This is a genomic window from Bacillus sp. JH7, assembly GCF_001563515.1.
Lineage (GTDB): Bacteria > Bacillota > Bacilli > Bacillales > Bacillaceae_G > Bacillus_A > Bacillus_A cereus.
In genome coordinates this window covers 85,842-107,039 of record NZ_LPUS01000030.1, presented here as the reverse complement: position 1 = coordinate 107,039, position 21,198 = coordinate 85,842, and the positions used below count along the sequence as shown (strand labels likewise).

Below are 21,198 nucleotides of genomic sequence, written 5' to 3'. Positions count from 1 at the left end.
CTTCTAAGTAAGTGTGTTAGGAGGGAAGGTTTTACTATTAATCTTTTTTAATTATAGGGAGGACAAATGAAGAAACTAATTCTGACAAAGAAGTCTATTGTAACTTTTGGGGTTGTATTGCTTTTCCTTTTTAGTAATTTATCTGGAAAAGCAATACCAGTACATGCTATGACTAAGAACGACCAAAGTTCTCTCATGGCAGATAAAGTTCGTGCTAGTCGAGCTATTGAACATACACGTTTTCTGTCTGAGAAAATTGGTCCACGTCCAAGCGGGACTAAGGAAGAACATAAAGCAGCTATATACATTGGAGATACATTAAAAAAATTAGGGTATGAAGTTGAGTATCAGGCATTTCCTGTACCAGATCAATATATTGGAAGTATCTCTTTTAGTATGTATGGAGAAAAAGAATGGCAAGTTGGAGCAGCATCTAATGCATCTATACCTAAAGATCCTGTCGTGGGGAAGGTAGTTTCTATAGGAAAAGAGAATGATATTAAAAATTCACCTGAATCAATTCATGGGAAAATAGTATTATTGGAACAAGCTGATACGTATGAGAAATATAATGAACAAGTTGAGTATGCAGCAGAAAAGGGAGCAAAAGCTGTATTGTTATATAGTACGATTGGGGATAGGGGCAACTATGGAGAAGCCTTTAACCCAGTTTTAAAAAAGAAACAAGAAATACCTGTATTTGGGCTTGCTTATAATCAGGGAATAAGAATGAAAGATAAGATAGTGCATAATAAAAATATAGTTAGTTTAAAGGCAAAACACGAAATGAATTTGAGTTCATTAAATGTTATTGCGACAAAAAAGCCCAAATACAAGACAGATAATGAGGATGTAGCAATAATGAGTGCTCATTATGATAGTGTTATCGGAGCACCTGGAGCAAATGACAATGCTTCCGGCGTAGGACTTTTATTAGAGTTAGCATACAATTTTAAAGATATAGAGACTAATAAAGAAATTCAATTCATAGCCTTTGGAGCAGAAGAAAATGAATCTTTAGGTGCTTACCATTATGTTAATCAATTATCTACAACAGATAAGAAACATATTCTAGGGGTTTTTAATGCAGATATGATAGCGACAAGTTACAAACAGGCTAAGGACTTATATGCAATGACACTAGATGGTTCTCAAAATGAAGTAACAAATACTGCGGTAGCTACTAGTAAGGCATTAGGGAAATCGGTTGTATTAACTGGAAAGTTTGATTCTAGTGATCATGTGCCATTTTACGAAGCTGGAATTTCCTCGGCACTATTTATTTGGATGGATGTAGAGAGTTGGAATCCCCTAATTTATCATGTTGAAAAGGTATTCCATACACCTCAAGATACCGTTTTAGAAAATATTTCTCCTCAACGTATGCAGGAGGCACTAGAAATTATAGGGACAAGTTTGTATTACTTTATCAAAAGATAGGTTTTTCGGAGGTTTCAGCATAGCCGGCTAAATTTAGGTTTTAATAATAATATAGTAAAACTTTTGTTGGGATAAAAATATACTTTGAGCATAGGCGAGGTAACTATATGAGGAGTACATGGAAAGAATTAAGGGGGATGGACCTTAATGTCTGGATCCGCTTTATCGGGGAAGCTTTAAACGGTATTGCAATGATGATGTTAATGCCATTTTTTGCATTATATTTGAAGGACAAAGTGGATTCTCTACTTGAGGTAGGTATAATTATAGCCTTATCTCCAATTGCAGCAAGTATTGGTTCATTAATTGGAGGGCATATAGCAGATACTTATGGTCGGAAACCAACTATGGTGCTCTCTATGGCGAGTAATGGGCTACTAATGCTTGTTTTTTTGTTTATTGATGGTTTTATAGCATATGCCATTTTATCTATTGGTTTAGGACTATGTAATTCTTTCTTTGAACCAGCGGCATCTGCAATGGTTACCGATGTAACAGAACCCGAAAAAAGAACTGAGGCATATGGATTACTTAGAATGGCTCATAATATAGGAGCTGCGATAGGCCCTATAATTGGTGCAGCAGTTGTGGTTATATCAAAAGATGTCATATTTTTGATTACTTCTGGGACCATGCTGTTTTATACAATATTAATGTTATTGTTTCTAAAGGAAACAAAACCTAAAAATATCATAATACATGAGGAAACACATAAACAGTCAATAAGATTTACGTTAAGAGTTGTTATAAGAGATAGAATATTTCTATTTTATATAGTGACGGGAATCATTATATTTATGGGATTCTCACAATCGGAAGGTATGTTACCACTTCATTTTAGTAATGAGGATACAATGATTTTTGGAAATAGTAATCCATTTCCATATTTAATGACTTTAAATGGCTTATTGGTTGTATGTTTTCAATTTCCTATTTCAAAGTGGTTAACTCACAAATCAATTGGTAAATCAATGCTATATGGTGCCATTCTTTTTGGCGTCGGTCTTTTAGCAATAGGGTGGTTACCAAAGTGGTTTCATGTAATAGACGCAAATGATTTAGGGATCCTAAGCTCATTATTAATAGCTTATACAGTTTATACAGTAGGGGAAATGATTATGTCACCTGTTCAAATGACATTTGTTGCTAATATAGCTCCAGAACATTTGAGGGGGACTTATATGGGAGCGGCTAATTTGCAATGGATTACAGGTAATGTATTTGGACCTCTTCTAGGTGGTGTATTACTGGATCAGCTTTTAGGGCATATATTATTTACAATCTTAGGTGTGGGTTGTATTATTTCTGGATTTGTTTACTTACTATTAGATAGACTTATTGAGAATAGAAGTAAAGAAATACCTATAAAACAAACATCTTAATTTTAATATTATTAATGAGTTGAAAATTAAATTTTATGTTTTAAGAAATAAGTAAAGTGCACGTTTATTAATAGTAAACGTGCACTTTACTTATTAGTATTTAAAGTTAATTCATATATAGTAATTTTTTAGGTTACAACCTAAGTATATAAAAGTAAGTTACTGCTTCTGTTAATCAATTACAACTAAACTCCTTGATCTATCAATATGATTAAGTAACATACGATACTCTTCTTCGTACATAGTTACACGTTGTAGAATGGACTGATTTTCTGCCTCTAAATTTTCTATTTGGTTTTGTAACTTTGTAAATTCATTTGTTTTTTTATAAATTTGTAGAAAGAGAATAATATCATCTAATGTCATAGATAAAGAATTTGTTTCTTTTTTTTGTTCAGAGAGAGAAATATTGTTTCCCACTTTTCGATTTTGTTTTGCTTGTTGTATTTCCTCTTGGTATTGTTTTCTCACGTATGAATTCCAACGAAATCCACAAGCCGCAGGTGTCCGATTTAGTAATTTTGCTACTTCTTTGAATGCAGCTAACTGTGTTCCACCGTTACGAATATTCTGGAGTACTGTTGATGCGAGAAGTAAATCGTTATCGTTAGTCCAGGAATCTTGTCTTGAGCTTACCACGTTTTGCCCCCTTTATATGTTTTATATTACATATATGCAATTACCTATAATGATAGAAGCCTAACTTCTATTAAAATATTTAAGACTAAGTAGATGTAATTAGACATTCTTTCTTTAAAATGCGAAATTGCATAAAAAATTAGATTGACTATTTGCTATAGGTGTAACTATAATGGTTACAGTTATGCAGCTAAATTAATAGGTTTGATGGTATGAATTAGTTGTATTAATGATGTTTAAGCAAATATTAAAAAATGAACGGAGTTGGAAATATAAGAAGCTTATATAAAAAGAATTAAGGCCATATAAAGCATTTTATAATCATATATAAATTAAAAGAGGTGCACATTTTGAAAATTTTTAAGGGAATTATAGTTTCTTCAATTGCGTTAACCGCATTTAATGGGGTGGGTGGACTACTTCCAAGTGATAAATCAGAAGTTGCCTATGCAGCTAGTTACAATTATTCAAATAAGCAATTGAATTCTACTGTACATAAGCAAGTTACGAAACAATTAATTTTGAAATTTAAAAATGAGGCAAATTTGCCATATCAAGATGGAATAGAAAAATTCATTAAAGAAGAAAAACAAGATCCTGAATTAATTGGAATTTTAAACGAATACCCAAATATAACTATAAATCGACTTTTTAGTTCTTTAAATCCTAAAGAAATTAAAAATTTAGGTAGAGAAACAAACGACTCCGAACATATTTCTTCCAATTTGCTAAACTATTATATTGTAGAAAATCAAGGTGATATTGATGTACAAGCCTTACTAGCAAAGTTTGAGAAATCATCTCTTATTGAAACGTCATATCTACAGGAAGAAGAAACGCCACCTGAAGAGCGTTTACCAAATTTATCTGTTAATCAATATGATGAGCCTAGACTTACAAGACAAGGTTACCTTGAACCAGCACCATTAGGAATTAATGCACCTTATGCTTGGAGTATAAATGGTGGGGACGGAAAAGGAACTACTTTCGTAGATATGGAGTATGGTTGGTTATTAAGTCATGAAGATTTAGTGAATCAAAAGATTGAATTGATGTCCGGACAGAATAAGAGTGAACACCATGATCATGGTACCTCAGTATTGGGAATTGTTTCTGCAGAGGATAATAACATAGGTGGAATTGGGATTGCACCAAAGGCTAAGGTAAAGGTTGTATCCCAGATTAGGGATAACGGAAATTATAATACAGCTGATGCTATTTTAAGTGCCGTTAACAATATGCAAGCTGGAGATATTCTTTTACTAGAGGCACAAGCAACTTACGATGGATATGGAGATAAGAACTATTTTCCTGTGGAAGTAAAACCAGACATATTTGATGCAATTCGTATGGGAACAAATAAGGGTATTATTATTATTGAAGCAGGTGCAAACGGTGGAAACGACTTGGATCAATTTAGAGACCATAATGGTAAACAAGTTTTAAATCGTAATAGTCCTGATTTTAAAGATTCAGGGGCAATTATGGTTGGTGCAGCTTCTGCAAGGGTTCCTCATAAACGTTCATATTTCTCTAATTACGGTAGTAGAGTGGATGTGTATGGATGGGGGAATGCAGTAGATACTACAGATGCTAAACCAAGTGAATTTATAACAAATCTATATACATCTAGTTTTGCTGGAACATCTAGTGCATCGCCTATTATTGCTGGCGCTGCTGCATCAATTCAAGGAATTTCAAAAAATAATAAGGGAAAAGTATATACACCAAGCCAGCTTAGGAATATCTTAAGCGACCCTAGTACTGGAACGAAATCTAACGATCCAATCTCTGATAAAATTGGTGTTTTACCTGACTTAAAAGCCATTTTATCTAAACTTGGTTTTTCACCAAACTTAGGGAATGATTCTTCCATTGTATTTCCTGAAGAACAAGAAATAAACAAAGGAAATCAAGGTTCTACTATTACGTTCCCGAAAGAGGATTCCGATAATAGTAAAGGGAACTCTAATTTCATTTTCCCAGAATAATAAAAATACCTCCTATTTAGAATGAGGTAAAATAGTTTACTCAATAAGAACAAAGGATATGGATTCAATAGAAATATGAATTCATATCCTTTTAATTTTATGCTGTTTTTACTACCTTACAAAAACGTAATGTTAGCGTAATGGAAATGAATTTTGGCAGCAAATAGATTAGGATATAATTTTTGTGAGAAAAGATATGAGGTGAGTAATATGAAACGAATAGTGCTTATGTGTAGTGTTTTTGTTTTCTTTACAGTAATATTAACAGGTTGTAACCTAAACCGTCTTGGTACAGATACATATTATGTGCAAATTACCAAAGATGGTGAAAAATTAAAAGAGAAAAATGTAAATGGGGATACGACTTACGAATATAAATTACCTGGATTTGATAAGGATGGTAAAGAGAAAGAAATGGAGTTTACAGCGTTAAAAAACCTTCGTAAAGAAGCATTTTTACGTATATATTACTCTGAGAAAAAAGGCGTGAAATCTTGGGGAGAGGTTAAGAAAGACGAACTCCCTACAAAAGTAAAAGAAAAATTAAAGGTGGATTAATATATATAAGTCTTTGTTAGAGCAATATATCCTCAAATTATTAGAATGTATATTAAAATAGACTAAAGTTCTTCAGAGTTATAAAAGTAATAGGCTGACAGTTATTGTCAGTCTTTTACTTTTGCAAGAAGAAAATATAAAAGACATTTAACAGGCGAAGTGTTGGATTATAAACGATTATTTAAGATTCAAAGCTACAACATACCTATTCCTGAACTATAATAATTTTAGGCCAGAAATAAGCTTCTAGTTTTGTTTAAGTATTTGTATTAGTTTAAAGGCTTGATGATTGGTTATGATATAATAAAATTCAAGTATACTAAGGGGGATTAATGAGATGATTTTTCAAAGCATGATAACAGCTATTATAGAAAAATTACAAGAGACGGTGAATCCCTATTGGATAATTGTGTTTGGATCAATGGCTGAGAACAGAGAACGAGAAGATAGTGATATTGATATAGCTTATTTAAGTGACACAACTTTAGGGAACTATGAACGTTTTTTATTAGCACAGGAGTTAGCTAACATTGTTCATAGAGATGTTGATTTAGTTGATTTATCCGAAGCTTCTACAGTTTTTCAAGCTCAGATTATACATACAGGAAAGACAATATTTTGTTCGGATGAAAAACGTAAGGTTATTTTTGAAATGAAAACCTTAAAAATGTATTCAAAGTTGAATGAAGAACGACAGATAGTATTTGATGATATAAAGAAAAGAGGTTCTATATATGAAGAATGAGGTTATTTTAAATAAAATTTCTACAATAGAGCGTTGTATAAAAAGAATCCAAGATGTATATGGAAATGACCCTGAAAATTTAGAGGACTTTACAAAACAAGATTCAATAATATTGAACATACAAAGAGCTTGTGAAGCGAGTATTGATTTAGCAATGCATATTGTTGCAGGGAAAAAATTAGGACTACCCCAATCTAGCCGAGAGGCCTTTGATTTATTAGTTACAGCAGGACTACTTAGCGCAGAGCTGGCAAATAAGTTAAAGGCGATGGTTGGATTTCGTAATATTGCTGTACATGATTATCAAAGTGTAAATTTAGATATTGTTCGGCAAATTATTGAAAAACATTTAACTGATTTTAAACTATTTACAAAAGAAGTTATGGGGATATTAGAATTTTAGGTAAAAGAATAGAATAATTAAGTTAAGATAAATTAAAAAAGAGATCTAATAAATAGGTCTCTTTTTTAATTTCGAAAAACATTAAATAAAACCAGTCTCCATTCTTCACCGATAAACACATTAAAATAAATAGTAACGAATCTAGTGTGAAATTTTTAAGGCGATAAATATGAAATTAAAAATTATGTTTAGTAGTCTATTAATTATTATAGTTGTTCTGGTAGGCTACAACTTTGATGTCATCGATTTAAAAAATATAAGCAGAAGATCCAATAATTACAGAAATATTGTACCGCCTAACATTAAATTCTATAAAGTGTTATTTGTATTAAGGATGGGAAATATAAAAACTTTAGCATTATTATTTATAGATGTGATGGCTATCATATCTTTAGTATTGTTATATAAGGGAGAGCTAAAAATTAGCTGTATTTTAATGCTTATAAAAATTGCATGTTTTTGGTTATACGTACATAAACGTTCGGAGTCCTTAAATATTGCTATGAATATAGTGAAACAATCAAGATAAAAGAAAAAAGTTTTTTAAAAGGTATTACTCCTTGCTTTAGTTTTATTCCAGAAATTAAGAAAGGTGATGTTAATGAAAAAATATTGGCATAAGCTATCGTTGCTTCAAAAAAATGTATTACTAACGGTATTAGTAATTCTGACCCTTGTTGGAAGTATGGGAGCGTTAAGTTTTAATATGTTTCAAAGTAGTATGATGTCTATATTTGAGAGGCAGTCTTTTGAAACAGGAGATACAGTAATAAATCAATTAGATGTAGAAATAGTGAGAGATGTAGCAAAAGACCCCACGGAACAAAGAGTGAAGAAAGAAAAATTGACAGAGCAATTAGATAAAGCTATAAAAGATATGAAAAGTGTTGGGCAAACATATGTTACAGGAGCCAAGCTAAATGATAAAGCTGAATTACAAATAGTAGCTTTGGATACAAAATTAGCAAATACTGTTTCTGTAAAACCAGGTGAATATTATGAGCAGCCTACTTATTGGATGAAAACATATGATAAAGTAATACAAACAAAACAGGCACAAATGACAGAAGTGTATGAAGATGAATTAGGGTTCTGGGTAACAATTTTAGAGCCAGTTACAGATGAAAATAAAAATATAATTGCAATTGTTGCAGCGGATTTGGATGCTTCTATTATTCCTCTTACAAAGAAACAATTTATGATACAAGGTTTACTATTTTTTATAATATCATTAACAATCGCAATTACAATTCAAATATTTATCTCACGAAACTCTCTATCGCCTTTAAAGGATTTACAAGAAGGGTTACGTAAAGTTGGTGAAGGAGATTTAAGTATTAAATTGAATGAAAGATCTGATGATATAGGAATAACTAATATCTATTTTAATAATACTATTAAAAAGTTTAATAGTATTATAGATAAAGTAAGGCAGACCGCTGAACAGGTGTCGACATCTTCACAGGAATTGTCGGTAAGTACAAAAGAGAATAGCATAGCCTTTAAAGAAATTGCAAGTGCTATTACAGGATTAAATTTAGGAACACATTCTCATGAATATGTAGTGCAAAAATGTTTAGGGATTGTTCAAGAAATGGAAAGTAAGATGAAAGAAATTAAAGGAGCTGCAAAACAAGTTGGCAATGCTTTGGAAGACATGGACCAGCATTCTGTAGAGGGAAAAGATTTGATTAAGCAAATCGTGAATCAAATGAAAAGAATCAAAGATACAGTTCAGGATGTATCTTCTAGTATTTATGCATTAGAAGTACGATCTAAGGAAATTCATGAAATTCTTACTGTAATTACAACCATTTCAAATCAAACAAATTCATTAGCTTTAAATGCTTCTACTGAATCCTCATGTGCTGGAGAGATGGGAGAAGAATTTTCAGGTGTCGCGGACGAGGTACGTATATTAGCGGAAAGAACCGAGGCATCTGCAAGGGATATAGCTAAATTAATTGGTGAAACCCAGGCTGAAGCAGAGAGAGCTGTAAAATCCATACAGAAGAGTTCAAAGGAAGTTGAATCAGGAATAACACTTGTTCAAAGTAGTGGTGCTTTCTTTGAAAAGATTTCAGAATCTGCACAATCTGTTACAAATCAAATTAAAGCGAATTCGAATAATTCAAGTGACATTCTAAAAGATAATCAAACAATTGTTCAGTTTGTAAATGAATTATCACACATTGCAAATACATATGTGAATAGCAGTAGTAATGTGGAGACAAGTATGAAAGAGCAAGAACTATATGTACAAGATATTGCAGAGTTAGCAAATTCTTTAAATTGGCTCTCGCAAGAGTTACAGGGGTTAATAGGAGAATTCAAAAGTAAGTAGGATAGGAGAAGGTGTAGGTATAGAGTATGACCTATACCTTTATTTATTCCCACATAAGAGATGAAAGCTTAGGTATATATGTAAAATAGCTAAACGAATAATTTTTTTACATATTTTGTTGGAAATAGAGCATGATATTACCAAATTCAACGGAGGTGTTTAAAAAATGCAAATTCGCGAAAATAATAATTCAAACGAAATCTTAATAGCAGCGGCAGCAAGTGCAATTGAGCAAATGAAGTATGAAATTGCTCAGGAGTTTGGCGTTACACTTGGACCAGATTCAACATCACGAGCAAATGGTTCAGTAGGTGGAGAGATTACGAAACGTTTAGTTCGTATGGCGCAAGAGCAGTTATCTGGTCAATATAAAATTCACTAAAGTTAAAGGTATATCCCATTGAAGGGATATACCTTTTTAATTTGCTTTTAAAGAGGATCGTTACATTTTTTATTGTTGGTTAAGCTTAGAAACTGCAAATTTAGCTGTGAAATTCATTTTCTTCATGTAAGAAGAATTTACTCCTGCTTGAAATTGAACAGAAATATTACCGTCTTTTTGTGCTTTGAATACGCGACCATATGGTGAATTAGCATTGTATGTGCCAATTACTTGATTATCTGCATCAAAGATTGTATAAGAAATTGGGAACCCGGAATTTTGTACAAAGACTGTAAGTTCTTCCCCTTTACTAAGATTAAATGATTCTTTTTGAGAAACTTCATAGGAATTCATAGAGTAATATTTTGTAACTTCTTGAATTTCTAAATTCGTAGTTGCCGCACTCGCTTTTGGTGCCTCTGCTCCTGGTAAATTCATACCTGATAGTACTGCAATTCCTAGTGCTCCTGCTAAAATAGCTTTTTTCATAATGCTAGTTCCTCCTTTAATATATTTTGAGATTTGAAAAGGAAGTGAAAATATCTACCCCCCTGAAACCATTATAGTTACAATGAGAATGATTTTCAATATGGTTTGATATGTAATTCTGCATACATAAGGTGGCGCTATAAGATAATCTATCTGAGATTTAGAATATTCTTAGAAGAAATTGTAGCTGTTTTTTTATATACGTTGGTTTTATAAGTGAATATTTCGTTGAGTTTATTTTTGTTCGTTTACTTTAAATGAAATATTTTAATGTTGATAAAGTTTTATGAATTGGGATTATTGAACAAAAATGAGATATTGTGTGTTATGCTAAAGGAGTAACAAAGCAAACCATCCTGATAATATTGTGTATATTTACCCTATGTATGTCGTTTGTATTAGAAATAAGAAGTCTCTTAAAAAGAGACTTCTTATTTTTGTATGGAGGGGGTATTGCAGATAATTGATTATTATCATTTTTTTATTTACCATGTCAGGTATTGCCTTATTTTCTTATATACAACATGCTTGAAAACCAATGAAAAGAAACAAATGGATATTCTTTGTTGTAGTATTTTTCTTTTTAAATTATTTATTTCTTAAATTTGTATAGGTGAATGTAGGTAGGGATACGTTTTTTATAATGGATATTTTTTAAAACTATAATAAGGATTCAAATAAATAATACGATGAATAATTCCTAAGATGAAAATTGTATTAGCTAGTGAGAAAGAGGCATGTTATTAAATATTAGGGGTATGAGAAGGTAAGGAATCTAGGGAAAGGTAAAAAAAGAATATAAAAAGGAGTCGCTATTTGACTCCTTTTTATATGGGATAGCTAAATCATTGGAAACATTACCTACTGAAATACTTTTTCAATTGTAGGCATAACAGCTATTGGTGGTAGGGATTTAGTCCATGCAGCTGCATATACATTTAATTTCTCACCTAATGTGTAGTTTTCATCATCTGAAACAGGAACTCTTAAAATCTTATTTTGAGAAACTAGATCCCACCAATCATGTTGATAAGCAAGAGCTTCATCTTTTGTAGGCATAGCTGCAACTACTAAATAATTGTTCTCTACTGAAATGACATATCCAGTAAAAGGTTCTTGTTCTTGGTTCTGAATAGAATGAACAGGAATATTGTTGGCGGAAATCTTGTTAGAATCTGCAAAGGCCGGTGTTAATCCGAATGTAAATCCACATCCTAGTGTTAAAGCTGTTACCGTTGTTACGAATGTTTGTTTTTTGTTAAACATGATATATCCCCCTTATATTTTATCCTTACACTATCCATTTTCAATTTACATACATATAAAGCCTTTTAATATTAAGATACTTAACAATTCTGTCACAATTATTCCATAAATGTTAATATTATCTATTAATGGAATTTGGTTTATGTTATAATTCACTAGGTGAACTATTATTGTTCATTTCATCTCTTGATGAATGTATGCCCTTCCTTAAGTGTAAAGATGTTCGATTTTATTGGTGAAGAGAGGATATATTCCTCTTCTTTTTTTATTAATATGGGACTTTAGGGAATGAACAGAAAAAGAACCCTATGGGGTTCTTTTTCTAGGCATATTAACAGTAAGGAGAGTAATGAAATGCTATTTTCAAATCTTTACAAGGAGAAAAATTTGAAAAAGCTTATCATGTTATTATTTTTACATACATGTACCATAAAGTTAATTGATAATATTTAGACTTACTATTACTAATATTTAATTAAGATAGTTAGTACTACATTAATGGTATTAACTATCTTGATTGGTATGGAATGTGATAGAAAGCATAAGCTTGCCGCAAACTTATGCTTTCAGGATTTGAAGAATATTCTTAATATGGATTTTAAAGAAAATACAAATTTTTCACTAGATGTGAGAAAAGGGAATTGGAAATAGCTTTTAAAACAAGATATATTCTGGTCAAAAAATTAGAGGGCATCAATTCATTAAAGCGCTAAAAAACGTTTTAATGAATTAGTGTCCTTTTTGTTTTAAAAAGAGAATATATTTTCTCAACAGGACAAATGGTAATCAGCTATAAGTATTAATTATAAGAATAAAAGGAAAATAGAAATTAATAATAAAGGAGAATGCGAAATGATAACATTAATATCTGAAAGAAATCTAGCTGAAATCCACGAAGACGATGTAGATGTATTAAAAGTAATGGCACATCCTGTTCGATTACAAATTGTAAATGAATTAATGCACCATAAAATGTGTAATGTTACACAGTTAACGGAAATATTAAGACTCCCCCAATCCACTGTTTCACAACATCTATCAAAATTGAGGGGAACCGTGCTCCGTTCAGAAAGAAGAGGGTTAGAGATGCATTATTACATAGATAATGCTAAGGCACGTCAGATTGTTGAAATTTTAGGTTTGTAGGTTAATAATACATAAAAGGTTTCCTGTTACAAGGCAGGAAACCTTTTTTATATGTATAACTAATTGTGTGATAATATCATACCGTAGAAACTACCTAACAATAATTAAATTTAACAGCTTGGTTTATCTTGCCACACACAATTTAACATGATATATAGGTATAAACTTACAAATAAGGGTTTTAAATGAAAATCAGATATAACCATGGATAATGGTAAGTGTATTAAAGAAATTATAAAATTAATGAAATAAAAAATAATAAATAGTTGTTGTAAAGGCTTATTCTGATAATAAAAGGAATTAGATACATTAAATTCAACTATTCATAATATGTGATTCGTGGAAATGGTCAGATTAAAAGGTCAGAAATATACAAATAAACTAACAAGATAGCTCTAACCTAAAATGAGCAAAATTAGCTTAAAGGCTTTTGATATGAAGGGAAAAGAAGTAGCAAGCCATTCAAATTCAAAATATGAATCAACGCATAACAAAAGCCCCTATAAAAATAGAGGCTGATGGTATAAATAAAGACACATTATTTATGGAAGTATATGTAGAATTAATCAATCATAAGTTTGTTATTTCTGAATTAGCTGTAGAGCTTTCATCTGTTCTAAAAGAATTAAATTGTTTTGTTCAATCATCTTTGCCACAGCTTCAAAGTGAGCTTGATTCTCAAGAACCTCAATCTGCTTCTCTTTAGGAAGTGATTGAAGTATTTCTTTTATTTCTTTACACTCGTATATGTTATTCTCCGAGTCTTCGATTAATTTATTGCGACGATTGGTGTATTCAAGTGCACCTAAAGTCGCTAATGCGCGAGGATCTAATCCTAGAATTTCCATGTATTCCTCTCCTTTCCTCTACAATAATTCGATAGGGGGAAGGAGATTCCTTTAATAATTTGGTAGAGTTTTTATAGTTATATAACATATTTTTTATCATTTTAGCCAAGAAGACTCCTTCCTCAAGGAGCGTGAAGGGTCACAGCCCAGTGAGTAGGTGGGAGCTGAATTGGCTTCGAACAAGGGGTGGCAGGAAGCCATCTTAATTGTTCGACATATAGAAAGTGTTACTTTACTATCTATCGAATGTACGTTTGGTTTATAATAGTTATATACCGAAATGGAGGTGAATGAAATGATGATTAATAAAGCCTATAAATTTCGTATCTATCCAAATCAGGCACAAGCAATTCGAATCAACAAAACGATTGGTTGTTCCCGCTTTGTATTCAATCATTTCCTATCCTTATGGGATCACGCATACAAAGAGACAGGACAAGGCTTGACCTATGGTACATGCTCTGCCAAACTACCTGCCATGAAGAAAGCGTTTGTTTGGCTAAAAGAAGTGGATAGTATTGCGATTCAGTCGTCTGTTCGCAACCTTGCGGATGCTTATACGCGCTTTTTCAAAAAACAAAACAGCGCACCGCGCTTTAAATCTAAGAAGAACAACGTACAATCTTATACCACAAAACAAACAAATGAAAACATAGCCGTTGTAGGGAACAAAATAAAGTTGCCGAAACTAGGCCTTGTTCGATTTGCCAAAAGCCGCGAAGTAGAGGGACGTATTGTAAATGCGACCGTTAGACGGAACCCTTCTGGCAGATATTTTGTGTCACTATTAGTTGAAACAGAAGTACAAGAACTTCCGAAAACACATTCTGACATTGGAATAGATGTAGGACTAAAAGATTTCGCTATTTTGTCAGATGGAACACCCTATGAAAATCCGAAGTTTTTCCGATCATTAGAAGATAAGTTGGCGAAAGCACAGCGTGTTCTTTCTAGAAGAATGAAAGGATCTTCTCGCTGGAATAAACAACGAGTAAAAGTAGCTAGAATTCATGAGTACATATCAAATGCTAGAAAAGATTACTTGGATAAAATCTCAACTGAAATCATCAAAAACCACGATGTTATCGGTATAGAGGATTTGCAAGTATCGAATATGCTAAAGAATCACAAGTTAGCAAAAGCAATTAGTGAGGTATCATGGTCACAGTTTCGAACCATGTTGGAATATAAAGCAAAATGGTATGGCAAACAAGTCATTGTCGTATCGAAAACATTCGCTTCCAGACAATTATGTTCTTGTTGTGGATATCAAAATAAAGACGTTAAAAATCTAAACCTACGTAAATGGGACTGTCCTTCTTGTCGTACACACCATGATAGGGATATTAACGCAAGTATCAATTTAAAGAATGAAGCAATAAGGCTTCTAACCGCAAGGACTGCGGGGTTAGCCTAATCAATTAGAGTTCGATAGAACTCTTTACTTAGGAATCCCTCACTTCTAAACAAAGTGAAAGTGGGGGTAGTTCAAAATTCATACAAGAAAGGCAACTATAAAAAATAGCCGCCTTGCCTCAGGGAGAATTCAAGAAAATCAGAGATTCATCATGGATACAGATTGGCTGTTACCAATCTATTCTTAGTATTGGAAATAATTACATAAATTATTCGTAGGTTAAAATCTCAATTCATTGTAGGATGAGTGACATGCAAAGTAAAAAGAGCACTTTTTAAAAGTGCTCTTTTTAAGGTGTGTATTAGGACTTGAAAGAGGCATCAATGACAATTTAGAAGGAGATATTTCTATACAACATATGGAGGTACAATGGAAGGGTGACGATAAAAAATAAAAAGAGCAGTTAGAATGAACTAACTGCTCAGCTCTAGGGGAAATGAATGGTTTCAATTATCGAGACAATAAAAGGATAAGCAAAAAGGATTGAATTTGAAGAAAGTGTGTTGTTTTAATTGTATTAGGAGTTTTAATCATCGTATAACTATCTCCCCTATATGAATGGATAAATTGGAAAGAAGTCTTTGTATATCCTATAGGCTTAATTCTATGTATGATACTTGGACATTTTGGGTTACTAGAGTTTTATATATGAGTAGGGTTAGTATGTATTGTATGAGGTATCCTTAGGGCAATAGGAATTAGTGTTATATAGAAAGAATAAGTGCAGAGAGCATCTAAATGGGATGATTTTTTATTTTGCATAGAAAAAGGAACCCAGAAGGGTTCCTTTTCTTATTCCGATCTATCTTAAGCGCATATAAGATAATGTTATTTTACATCTTAATATTAGGAATTACAATAATTGATTAGAAATTATTGTGAGTTGGTGTAAATGGTAGAAAGAACCATGAACGTTCCTGCATGCTCTGGTTTTAATGAGCCTTGCATGTGGATATTAAATGTCTATTAAGTAAATTAATCAAATTTTTTCTACAGGTGTTTCATAAAGGTAGATTAATTCGTAAATATGAAGCATTACGCTATAAGATAGAAATACTTACAAATTTTAAAAGAATTCCATTTGTGTACCAAGAAGCAAAATATATTTATGATAAAATATAGAAAAAGATGATTAAGAAGGGACAATTAAAGTGAAACCAACAATTTATGATGTTGCGGAAAAAGCAGGTGTATCAATAGCGACTGTATCTAAGGTAATTAATCAAACAGGGCGTATTAGTGAAAAAACAATAAACAAAGTAAATCAGGTAATGGACGAATTAGATTATCAGCCAAGTAGTGTAGCAGCAGCGTTAACAGGTAAAAAAACATATACGATTGGGGTACTTGTCCCAGATATCTCAAATCCATTTTTTGCAGAAGTAGCAAGAGCTTTTGAAAATAGTGCACGAGAATCAGGGTATACACTCATTTTATGTAGTACGGACCATCAAACAAAACGTGAGCACGAATACATTGATTTATTATTTAAAAAGCAAGTAGATGGCATTATTATTGCGACGGAACTAAATGATTATAAACTTGTTAAAAAAATCGTGAACCGAGATTTGCCACTTGTTTTATTCACTGTAGATCATCCTTCCATCACGACTCATGTTGTGACAACTGATGATATGAGGGGCGGTTATTTAGCTGGGAATTATCTGACGCAGAAAGGCCATACATCTTTAACGATTATGATGGAGAAGGATCGAAAAAGTAGCTTAGGAAGACTGAATGGTTTCAAACAGGCTCTTACGGATGCAGGGATTTCGTTAGATGATGATGCCATCATAAGCTGTTATTCGACAGTAGAAGATAGCAAACGTGCAAGTAAAGAACTACTTAATTTGCCTAACAGACCTACAGCAGTTTTCGCTTGTACTGATTTAATTGCTATATGCCTTATGAATGAAGCAAGAAAACAAGGACTTTCAATTCCGGAAGATTTATCAATTATCGGATTTGATAATACAATTTATGCTGAGATTGCAGATCCTGGGTTAACGACGATTGAACAGCCAATTACACAAATGGCAGCTTGTACGTTTGAACAACTCTTAAAAACGATGGAAATGAAGGAACATGCTAAGCAAAAAATTACTATTATTCCTCAATTAGTAGAGCGATCCTCAGTAAAGGATATTACATGATAGCGTTTTTAATAGCCTATTTGAATGTAACGAAAAGAAGGTCATCGTAACCATGTGCAGTTATGATGACCTTCTTTTTATTTAGAGTTTATACTGAGAATTGCTCGCCGCTTTTCGTATTTAAATCCTGATTCATCTCATTTTCCTTTGGAATAGTAAGGAAATGAGTTAAAAATGCACCAAAGAAGTACAAACCAGCAAAGATCCACATCACGCCGCCTACTCCTAATGGGCCAATGAATGCAGTTACAACTAATGGCCCAACGAATGCTGATAATCCTGAACCTAAATTTAAGACAGACATTGCAGCTCCTTTATTTTCAGGAGATAAAGATGGAACTAATGCTGTAAGAGGTACATAACCAGCAAGTGTTGCTCCGTAGCAACATGCAACAAATAATATAGCCCAATAATTATGTCCTACCATTTGTGGTACATAATAGAGTGCAAGAGTTACAATGCCGCAACCGACTCCTCCGAACCATTTAATTGTATTTACCCAACCAAACTTGTCTCCAACAATACCAAAAATAATATTAAATACCATATTTACAAAGAATAGAGTACCCCAAATTTGAAGCCATTCCGTCATCGTAAAATTATATTTCATCATATAGGTAGGAAGGAAAACAACAAATCCAAACTGAGCGGCTGAATTTATAATTTTTACAATACCGCCTATACCAACCTTAGGATTTTCAAATGCGATGGTAATGCCTTTTAGTAACTCACTTGATTTGTTAGCGCTTACGGTTTGTGCTTTAAATCTATCCTTATTTACAACAATTGAGAACAATCCCCCGATGACAACAAAAATTAAAGCGCTCCATAATGTAGCGATTTCCCCGATTTTAGGAACCATATAGCTAGAATAAAAGGCTCCTATAACACTAAGCCCTAGCTGGAATACGAACCAGAACCAGCCAACTGCTCTTGAAAGCATTTGCTGAGGAGTACTGTAAGATACCCAAACTAGAAAAGAATAAGCAAATAAAGGATAACCGAACCCTCGTAGGGCATAACAAATTAATATTACGGGATAATTCATATGTTGAATTCCTATACCTATGAACCCGATTGAACCTAAAATGAATGATACTAAACCAAACGTCATGACTTTTCTTGGTCCCCACATTTGTACAAATACCCCTGAAAACCAAGAAGAAGCAGATACAGTTATTCCGTAAATAGTAAACAAAAATGCAGCATGTTCTAGCGTTAGGCCTCTCTCAACGAGATAAGGGGATAACCATCCTTGTTCTAAACCATCCCCAATCATAAAAACAATAATTCCTATGTATCCCCAAGTTAAATTAGAAGGGATACCAATCCTGTCTATAAATGTTTTGCTTGAACTAATAGCGTTCATTCTCCCACCACCGATAAGTTTTTTTGGTTAAGCGCTTAATTATTTTTTGATAAAAAAAGTATACGCTTACATTTTAAGACCGTCAATGAATTTTTTTGACAATTTACAACTTTCTTTTATAGGGGCATTCTATTTACTTATCGGACAATAAAATAATAGTGAGTATGAAAAGAAAGGAATACCTTATAGATGGGAGTTTGGCCTTTAAAAGGCTTCGTTTCCTTTGTTATATCAGTATTTTAAAAGATTATTTTTGTAGTTGTTTAGATTATTTGTTTCTAATTATTAATTTGTATATGGACGTAGTACGTTTACTTACGAAATTTGAAATTCGGATGAAAAGAAGAGTATTCGAAAAAATAAAAATGTTTTCAATTTAGAATCAAGTGTGTATAATGAAGAAAAATAGGGAAAGCGCTTAACTTAATTTGATGTGCTAAACCTTATAGACTTTCATTTTTTTCTTAAATTTAAATAAAGAGGGAGAAATCATATGAATGTTTTAACGATTGGAATTATTGGTGCTGGACGAATAGGGAAACTGCATGTAGATAACTTGCAGCTGATGCCACAAGTAAAAATTAAAGCGGTTTCAGATGTTGTGATTAGTCATCTAGAAAAGTGGGCCGAGGATAAAGGGATTTCCACTCTGACTACAAACTATCAGGATTTATTAGCAGATCCAGAAATTGATGCTGTCTGTATTTGTTCACCAACAAATACACATGCGCAAATTATAAAAGAAGCAGCTCTTGCGAAAAAACATATTTTCTGCGAAAAGCCTGTTAGTTTCTCAGTAGAAGAAACATTAGATGCATTAGAAGTAGTAAAAGAACAAGGGGTATCTCTTCAAGTAGGTTTTAATCGTCGTTTCGATCCTAACTTCAGGAAAGTCTATGATCTTATTCAACAAGGAGAAGTGGGACACCCACATATTTTAAAAATTACGTCTAGAGATCCACAACCACCAAGTATAGAGTATGTTCGCTCTTCAGGTGGATTGTTTATGGATATGATGATTCATGATTTTGATATGGCTCGTTATGTGATGAATAGTGAAGTCGTTGAAGTATTTGCATATGGCACAACATTAATTGATCCATCCATTCAGGAAGTAAATGATGTTGATACAGCAATTGTCACATTAAAATTTGCGAATGGAGCTTTGGGGGTCATTGATAATAGCCGCCAAGCTGTTTATGGATATGACCAGCGTGTTGAAGTGTTTGGTGAAAAAGGCGCGGTTGCTGCGGATAATTGCTGTCCGACAACAGTACAAGTTTCAAAAACAGAAGGTGTTGTAAAAGACAAGCCGCTTTATTTCTTCTTAGAGCGCTACACGCAAGCTTACATTGAGGAAGTAACACAATTTACAAAGTCAATTATAGAAGGACAAGCTGTTATTTGCAGTGGTAATGATGGGTTACAAGCAGAACGAATTGCGAAAGCTGCGAAGGAATCATTACTAACTGGAAAACCTGTTCAAATTGAACATAAACAGCCTGCATTAAATTAATAAAGAGAGCGCTTACTTCTAGATAGATAAAGAGTAATGAATAGTAAGTTTATAAAAATATGAACTATGTCATGCACTCTTTCATAAAGCATGGGAGGTAGAAACAATGAATCCACTTATTTTTAAAGAAGATTGTCCATTAGACCTAGTTGCAGTTGGACGTTTATGCGTTGATTTAAATGCCAACGAAACACAACGTCCTATGGAAGAAACAAGAACATTTACTAAGTATGTGGGAGGTTCTCCTGCGAATATCGCAATTGGTGCGGCGCGTCTTGGCTTACAGACAGGATTTATCGGTAAAGTTTCCGATGATCAAATGGGCCGCTTTATTACAGGATACTTAAAGGATAACAATATTAATACAGATCGGATACGTATCGATCGTACAGGTGCGGTGACAGGTCTAGCTTTTACAGAAATTAAAAGCCCTGAAGATTGCAGTATTTTAATGTACCGTGACAATGTCGCAGATTTAAATCTTGATCCAACAGAAGTTTCTGAGGACTATATTAAACAATCAAAAGCTCTCTTAATTTCAGGAACGGCTTTAGCGAAAAGTCCTTCTCGCGAAGCGGTATTTTTAGCACTAGAATATGCGCGTAAGCATGATGTAGTCGTATTTTTTGATGTGGATTACCGCCCTTATACATGGCAGTCAGAAGCTGAAACGGCTGTGTATTACAATCTAGCAGCTGAAAAATCTGATGTCATTATTGGAACGCGTGAAGAATTCGATATGATGGAAAAACTATTAAACTATGAAAAATCTAATGACCAAGTTACGGCTGAAAGATGGTTTTCTCATCATGCGAAAATCGTTGTAATTAAACATGGCGGGGATGGGTCAATCGCTTATACGAGAGACGGTCAATCTCACAGAGGCGGTATCTTTAAAACAAAGGTGTTAAAGACGTTTGGCGCTGGCGACTCGTATGCTTCTGCATTTATTTATGGCTTAATGCAAGGGCTTGAAATCCCTCAAGCGATGCGATTAGGTGGTGCTTCTGCTTCGATTGTTATTTCTAAACATAGCTGTTCGGATGCAATGCCAACAAGGGCAGAGATTTCTGCATTCATGGAAACGGCTGAGGAAATTGTATAGAAACA

Annotated in this window: 18 protein-coding genes; 13 read left to right on the top strand and 5 right to left on the bottom strand. The window is 33.0% G+C overall.

Going from position 1 to position 21,198, the window contains the following annotated elements:
• The first annotated feature begins 66 nt into the window (after positions 1-66).
• Both AU379_RS24045 and AU379_RS24040 read left to right on the top strand, forming a co-directional pair.
• Positions 67-1,440 carry a M28 family metallopeptidase gene (locus AU379_RS24045; protein ID WP_061139850.1) on the top strand — a complete coding sequence of 458 codons (1,374 nt, stop codon included), beginning with the start codon at positions 67-69 and terminating at the stop codon, positions 1,438-1,440.
• A gap of 107 nt (positions 1,441-1,547) precedes the next feature.
• On the top strand, positions 1,548-2,822 hold the full coding sequence (locus AU379_RS24040) for an MFS transporter (RefSeq protein ID WP_061139849.1): 1,275 nt from the start codon (positions 1,548-1,550) through the stop codon (positions 2,820-2,822).
• Between the two features lie 171 nt (positions 2,823-2,993).
• Here AU379_RS24040 and AU379_RS24035 read toward each other — a convergent pair whose 3' ends face one another.
• Positions 2,994-3,461 (bottom strand): RsfA family transcriptional regulator, encoded by a 468-nt coding sequence (locus AU379_RS24035; protein ID WP_061139848.1) that lies wholly within the window; start codon positions 3,459-3,461, stop codon positions 2,994-2,996.
• Positions 3,462-3,811: 350 nt separating this feature from the next.
• Between AU379_RS24035 and AU379_RS24030 the strand changes: the two genes are divergently transcribed.
• The 6 genes from AU379_RS24030 to AU379_RS24000 all read left to right on the top strand — a co-directional run bounded on the left by AU379_RS24030 (position 3,812) and on the right by AU379_RS24000 (position 9,884).
• A complete protein-coding gene (locus tag AU379_RS24030) occupies positions 3,812-5,452 on the top strand; it encodes a S8 family peptidase (RefSeq protein ID WP_061139847.1) in 1,641 nt (546 codons plus the stop codon).
• Positions 5,453-5,662: 210 nt separating this feature from the next.
• Positions 5,663-6,010, top strand: a complete 348-nt coding sequence (locus tag AU379_RS24025; protein WP_061139846.1) for a YxeA family protein — start codon at positions 5,663-5,665, stop codon at positions 6,008-6,010.
• A 337-nt stretch (positions 6,011-6,347) separates the two neighbouring features.
• Positions 6,348-6,755 carry a nucleotidyltransferase domain-containing protein gene (locus AU379_RS24020; RefSeq protein WP_061139845.1) on the top strand — a complete coding sequence of 136 codons (408 nt, stop codon included), beginning with the start codon at positions 6,348-6,350 and terminating at the stop codon, positions 6,753-6,755.
• Positions 6,745-7,158: a DUF86 domain-containing protein gene (locus AU379_RS24015; RefSeq protein ID WP_061139844.1), complete on the top strand. Its 414-nt coding sequence runs from the start codon at positions 6,745-6,747 to the stop codon at positions 7,156-7,158. Before AU379_RS24020 ends, AU379_RS24015 begins: the two co-directional genes overlap by 11 nt.
• Before the next feature lie 601 nt (positions 7,159-7,759).
• Positions 7,760-9,502 carry a methyl-accepting chemotaxis protein gene (locus AU379_RS24005; protein WP_061139842.1) on the top strand — a complete coding sequence of 581 codons (1,743 nt, stop codon included), beginning with the start codon at positions 7,760-7,762 and terminating at the stop codon, positions 9,500-9,502.
• Between the two features lie 166 nt (positions 9,503-9,668).
• Entirely contained in the window at positions 9,669-9,884 is a 216-nt protein-coding gene (locus AU379_RS24000) for an alpha/beta-type small acid-soluble spore protein (protein WP_001167049.1), read from the top strand.
• A gap of 69 nt (positions 9,885-9,953) precedes the next feature.
• On the opposite strand, the gene AU379_RS23995 is transcribed toward AU379_RS24000, so the two are convergent.
• Together AU379_RS23995 and AU379_RS23990 are read right to left on the bottom strand one after the other, a co-directional pair.
• Entirely contained in the window at positions 9,954-10,373 is a 420-nt protein-coding gene (locus AU379_RS23995) for a hypothetical protein (protein WP_061139841.1), read from the bottom strand.
• A gap of 861 nt (positions 10,374-11,234) precedes the next feature.
• Positions 11,235-11,639, bottom strand: coding sequence for a DUF3221 domain-containing protein (locus AU379_RS23990; RefSeq protein ID WP_061139840.1), 405 nt, complete (start codon positions 11,637-11,639; stop codon positions 11,235-11,237).
• Positions 11,640-12,491: 852 nt separating this feature from the next.
• Between AU379_RS23990 and AU379_RS23985 the strand changes: the two genes are divergently transcribed.
• Positions 12,492-12,785, top strand: coding sequence for a metalloregulator ArsR/SmtB family transcription factor (locus AU379_RS23985; RefSeq protein WP_061139839.1), 294 nt, complete (start codon positions 12,492-12,494; stop codon positions 12,783-12,785).
• Positions 12,786-13,366: 581 nt separating this feature from the next.
• Here the strand turns inward: AU379_RS23985 and AU379_RS31055 are convergent.
• Positions 13,367-13,633 carry a hypothetical protein gene (locus AU379_RS31055; RefSeq protein WP_000404243.1) on the bottom strand — a complete coding sequence of 89 codons (267 nt, stop codon included), beginning with the start codon at positions 13,631-13,633 and terminating at the stop codon, positions 13,367-13,369.
• Positions 13,634-13,928: 295 nt separating this feature from the next.
• Here AU379_RS31055 and tnpB point away from each other — a divergent pair, with 295 nt between their 5' ends.
• On the top strand, positions 13,929-15,050 hold the full coding sequence (gene tnpB, locus AU379_RS23975; protein ID WP_061139838.1) for an IS200/IS605 family element RNA-guided endonuclease TnpB: 1,122 nt from the start codon (positions 13,929-13,931) through the stop codon (positions 15,048-15,050).
• A 1,151-nt stretch (positions 15,051-16,201) separates the two neighbouring features.
• A complete protein-coding gene (locus AU379_RS23970; RefSeq protein WP_061139837.1) occupies positions 16,202-17,203 on the top strand; it encodes a LacI family DNA-binding transcriptional regulator in 1,002 nt (333 codons plus the stop codon).
• 88 nt (positions 17,204-17,291) lie between these two features.
• On the opposite strand, the gene AU379_RS23965 is transcribed toward AU379_RS23970, so the two are convergent.
• The gene (locus AU379_RS23965) at positions 17,292-18,572 is read right to left on the bottom strand and encodes an MFS transporter (RefSeq protein ID WP_061139836.1); all 1,281 of its coding nucleotides are present in this window, start codon (positions 18,570-18,572) and stop codon (positions 17,292-17,294) included.
• Between the two features lie 493 nt (positions 18,573-19,065).
• Between AU379_RS23965 and iolG the strand changes: the two genes are divergently transcribed.
• Positions 19,066-20,088 carry an inositol 2-dehydrogenase gene (gene iolG, locus AU379_RS23960; protein WP_061139835.1) on the top strand — a complete coding sequence of 341 codons (1,023 nt, stop codon included), beginning with the start codon at positions 19,066-19,068 and terminating at the stop codon, positions 20,086-20,088.
• A 106-nt stretch (positions 20,089-20,194) separates the two neighbouring features.
• Positions 20,195-21,193: a 5-dehydro-2-deoxygluconokinase gene (iolC, locus tag AU379_RS23955; protein WP_061139834.1), complete on the top strand. Its 999-nt coding sequence runs from the start codon at positions 20,195-20,197 to the stop codon at positions 21,191-21,193.
• Positions 21,194-21,198 lie beyond the last annotated feature (5 nt).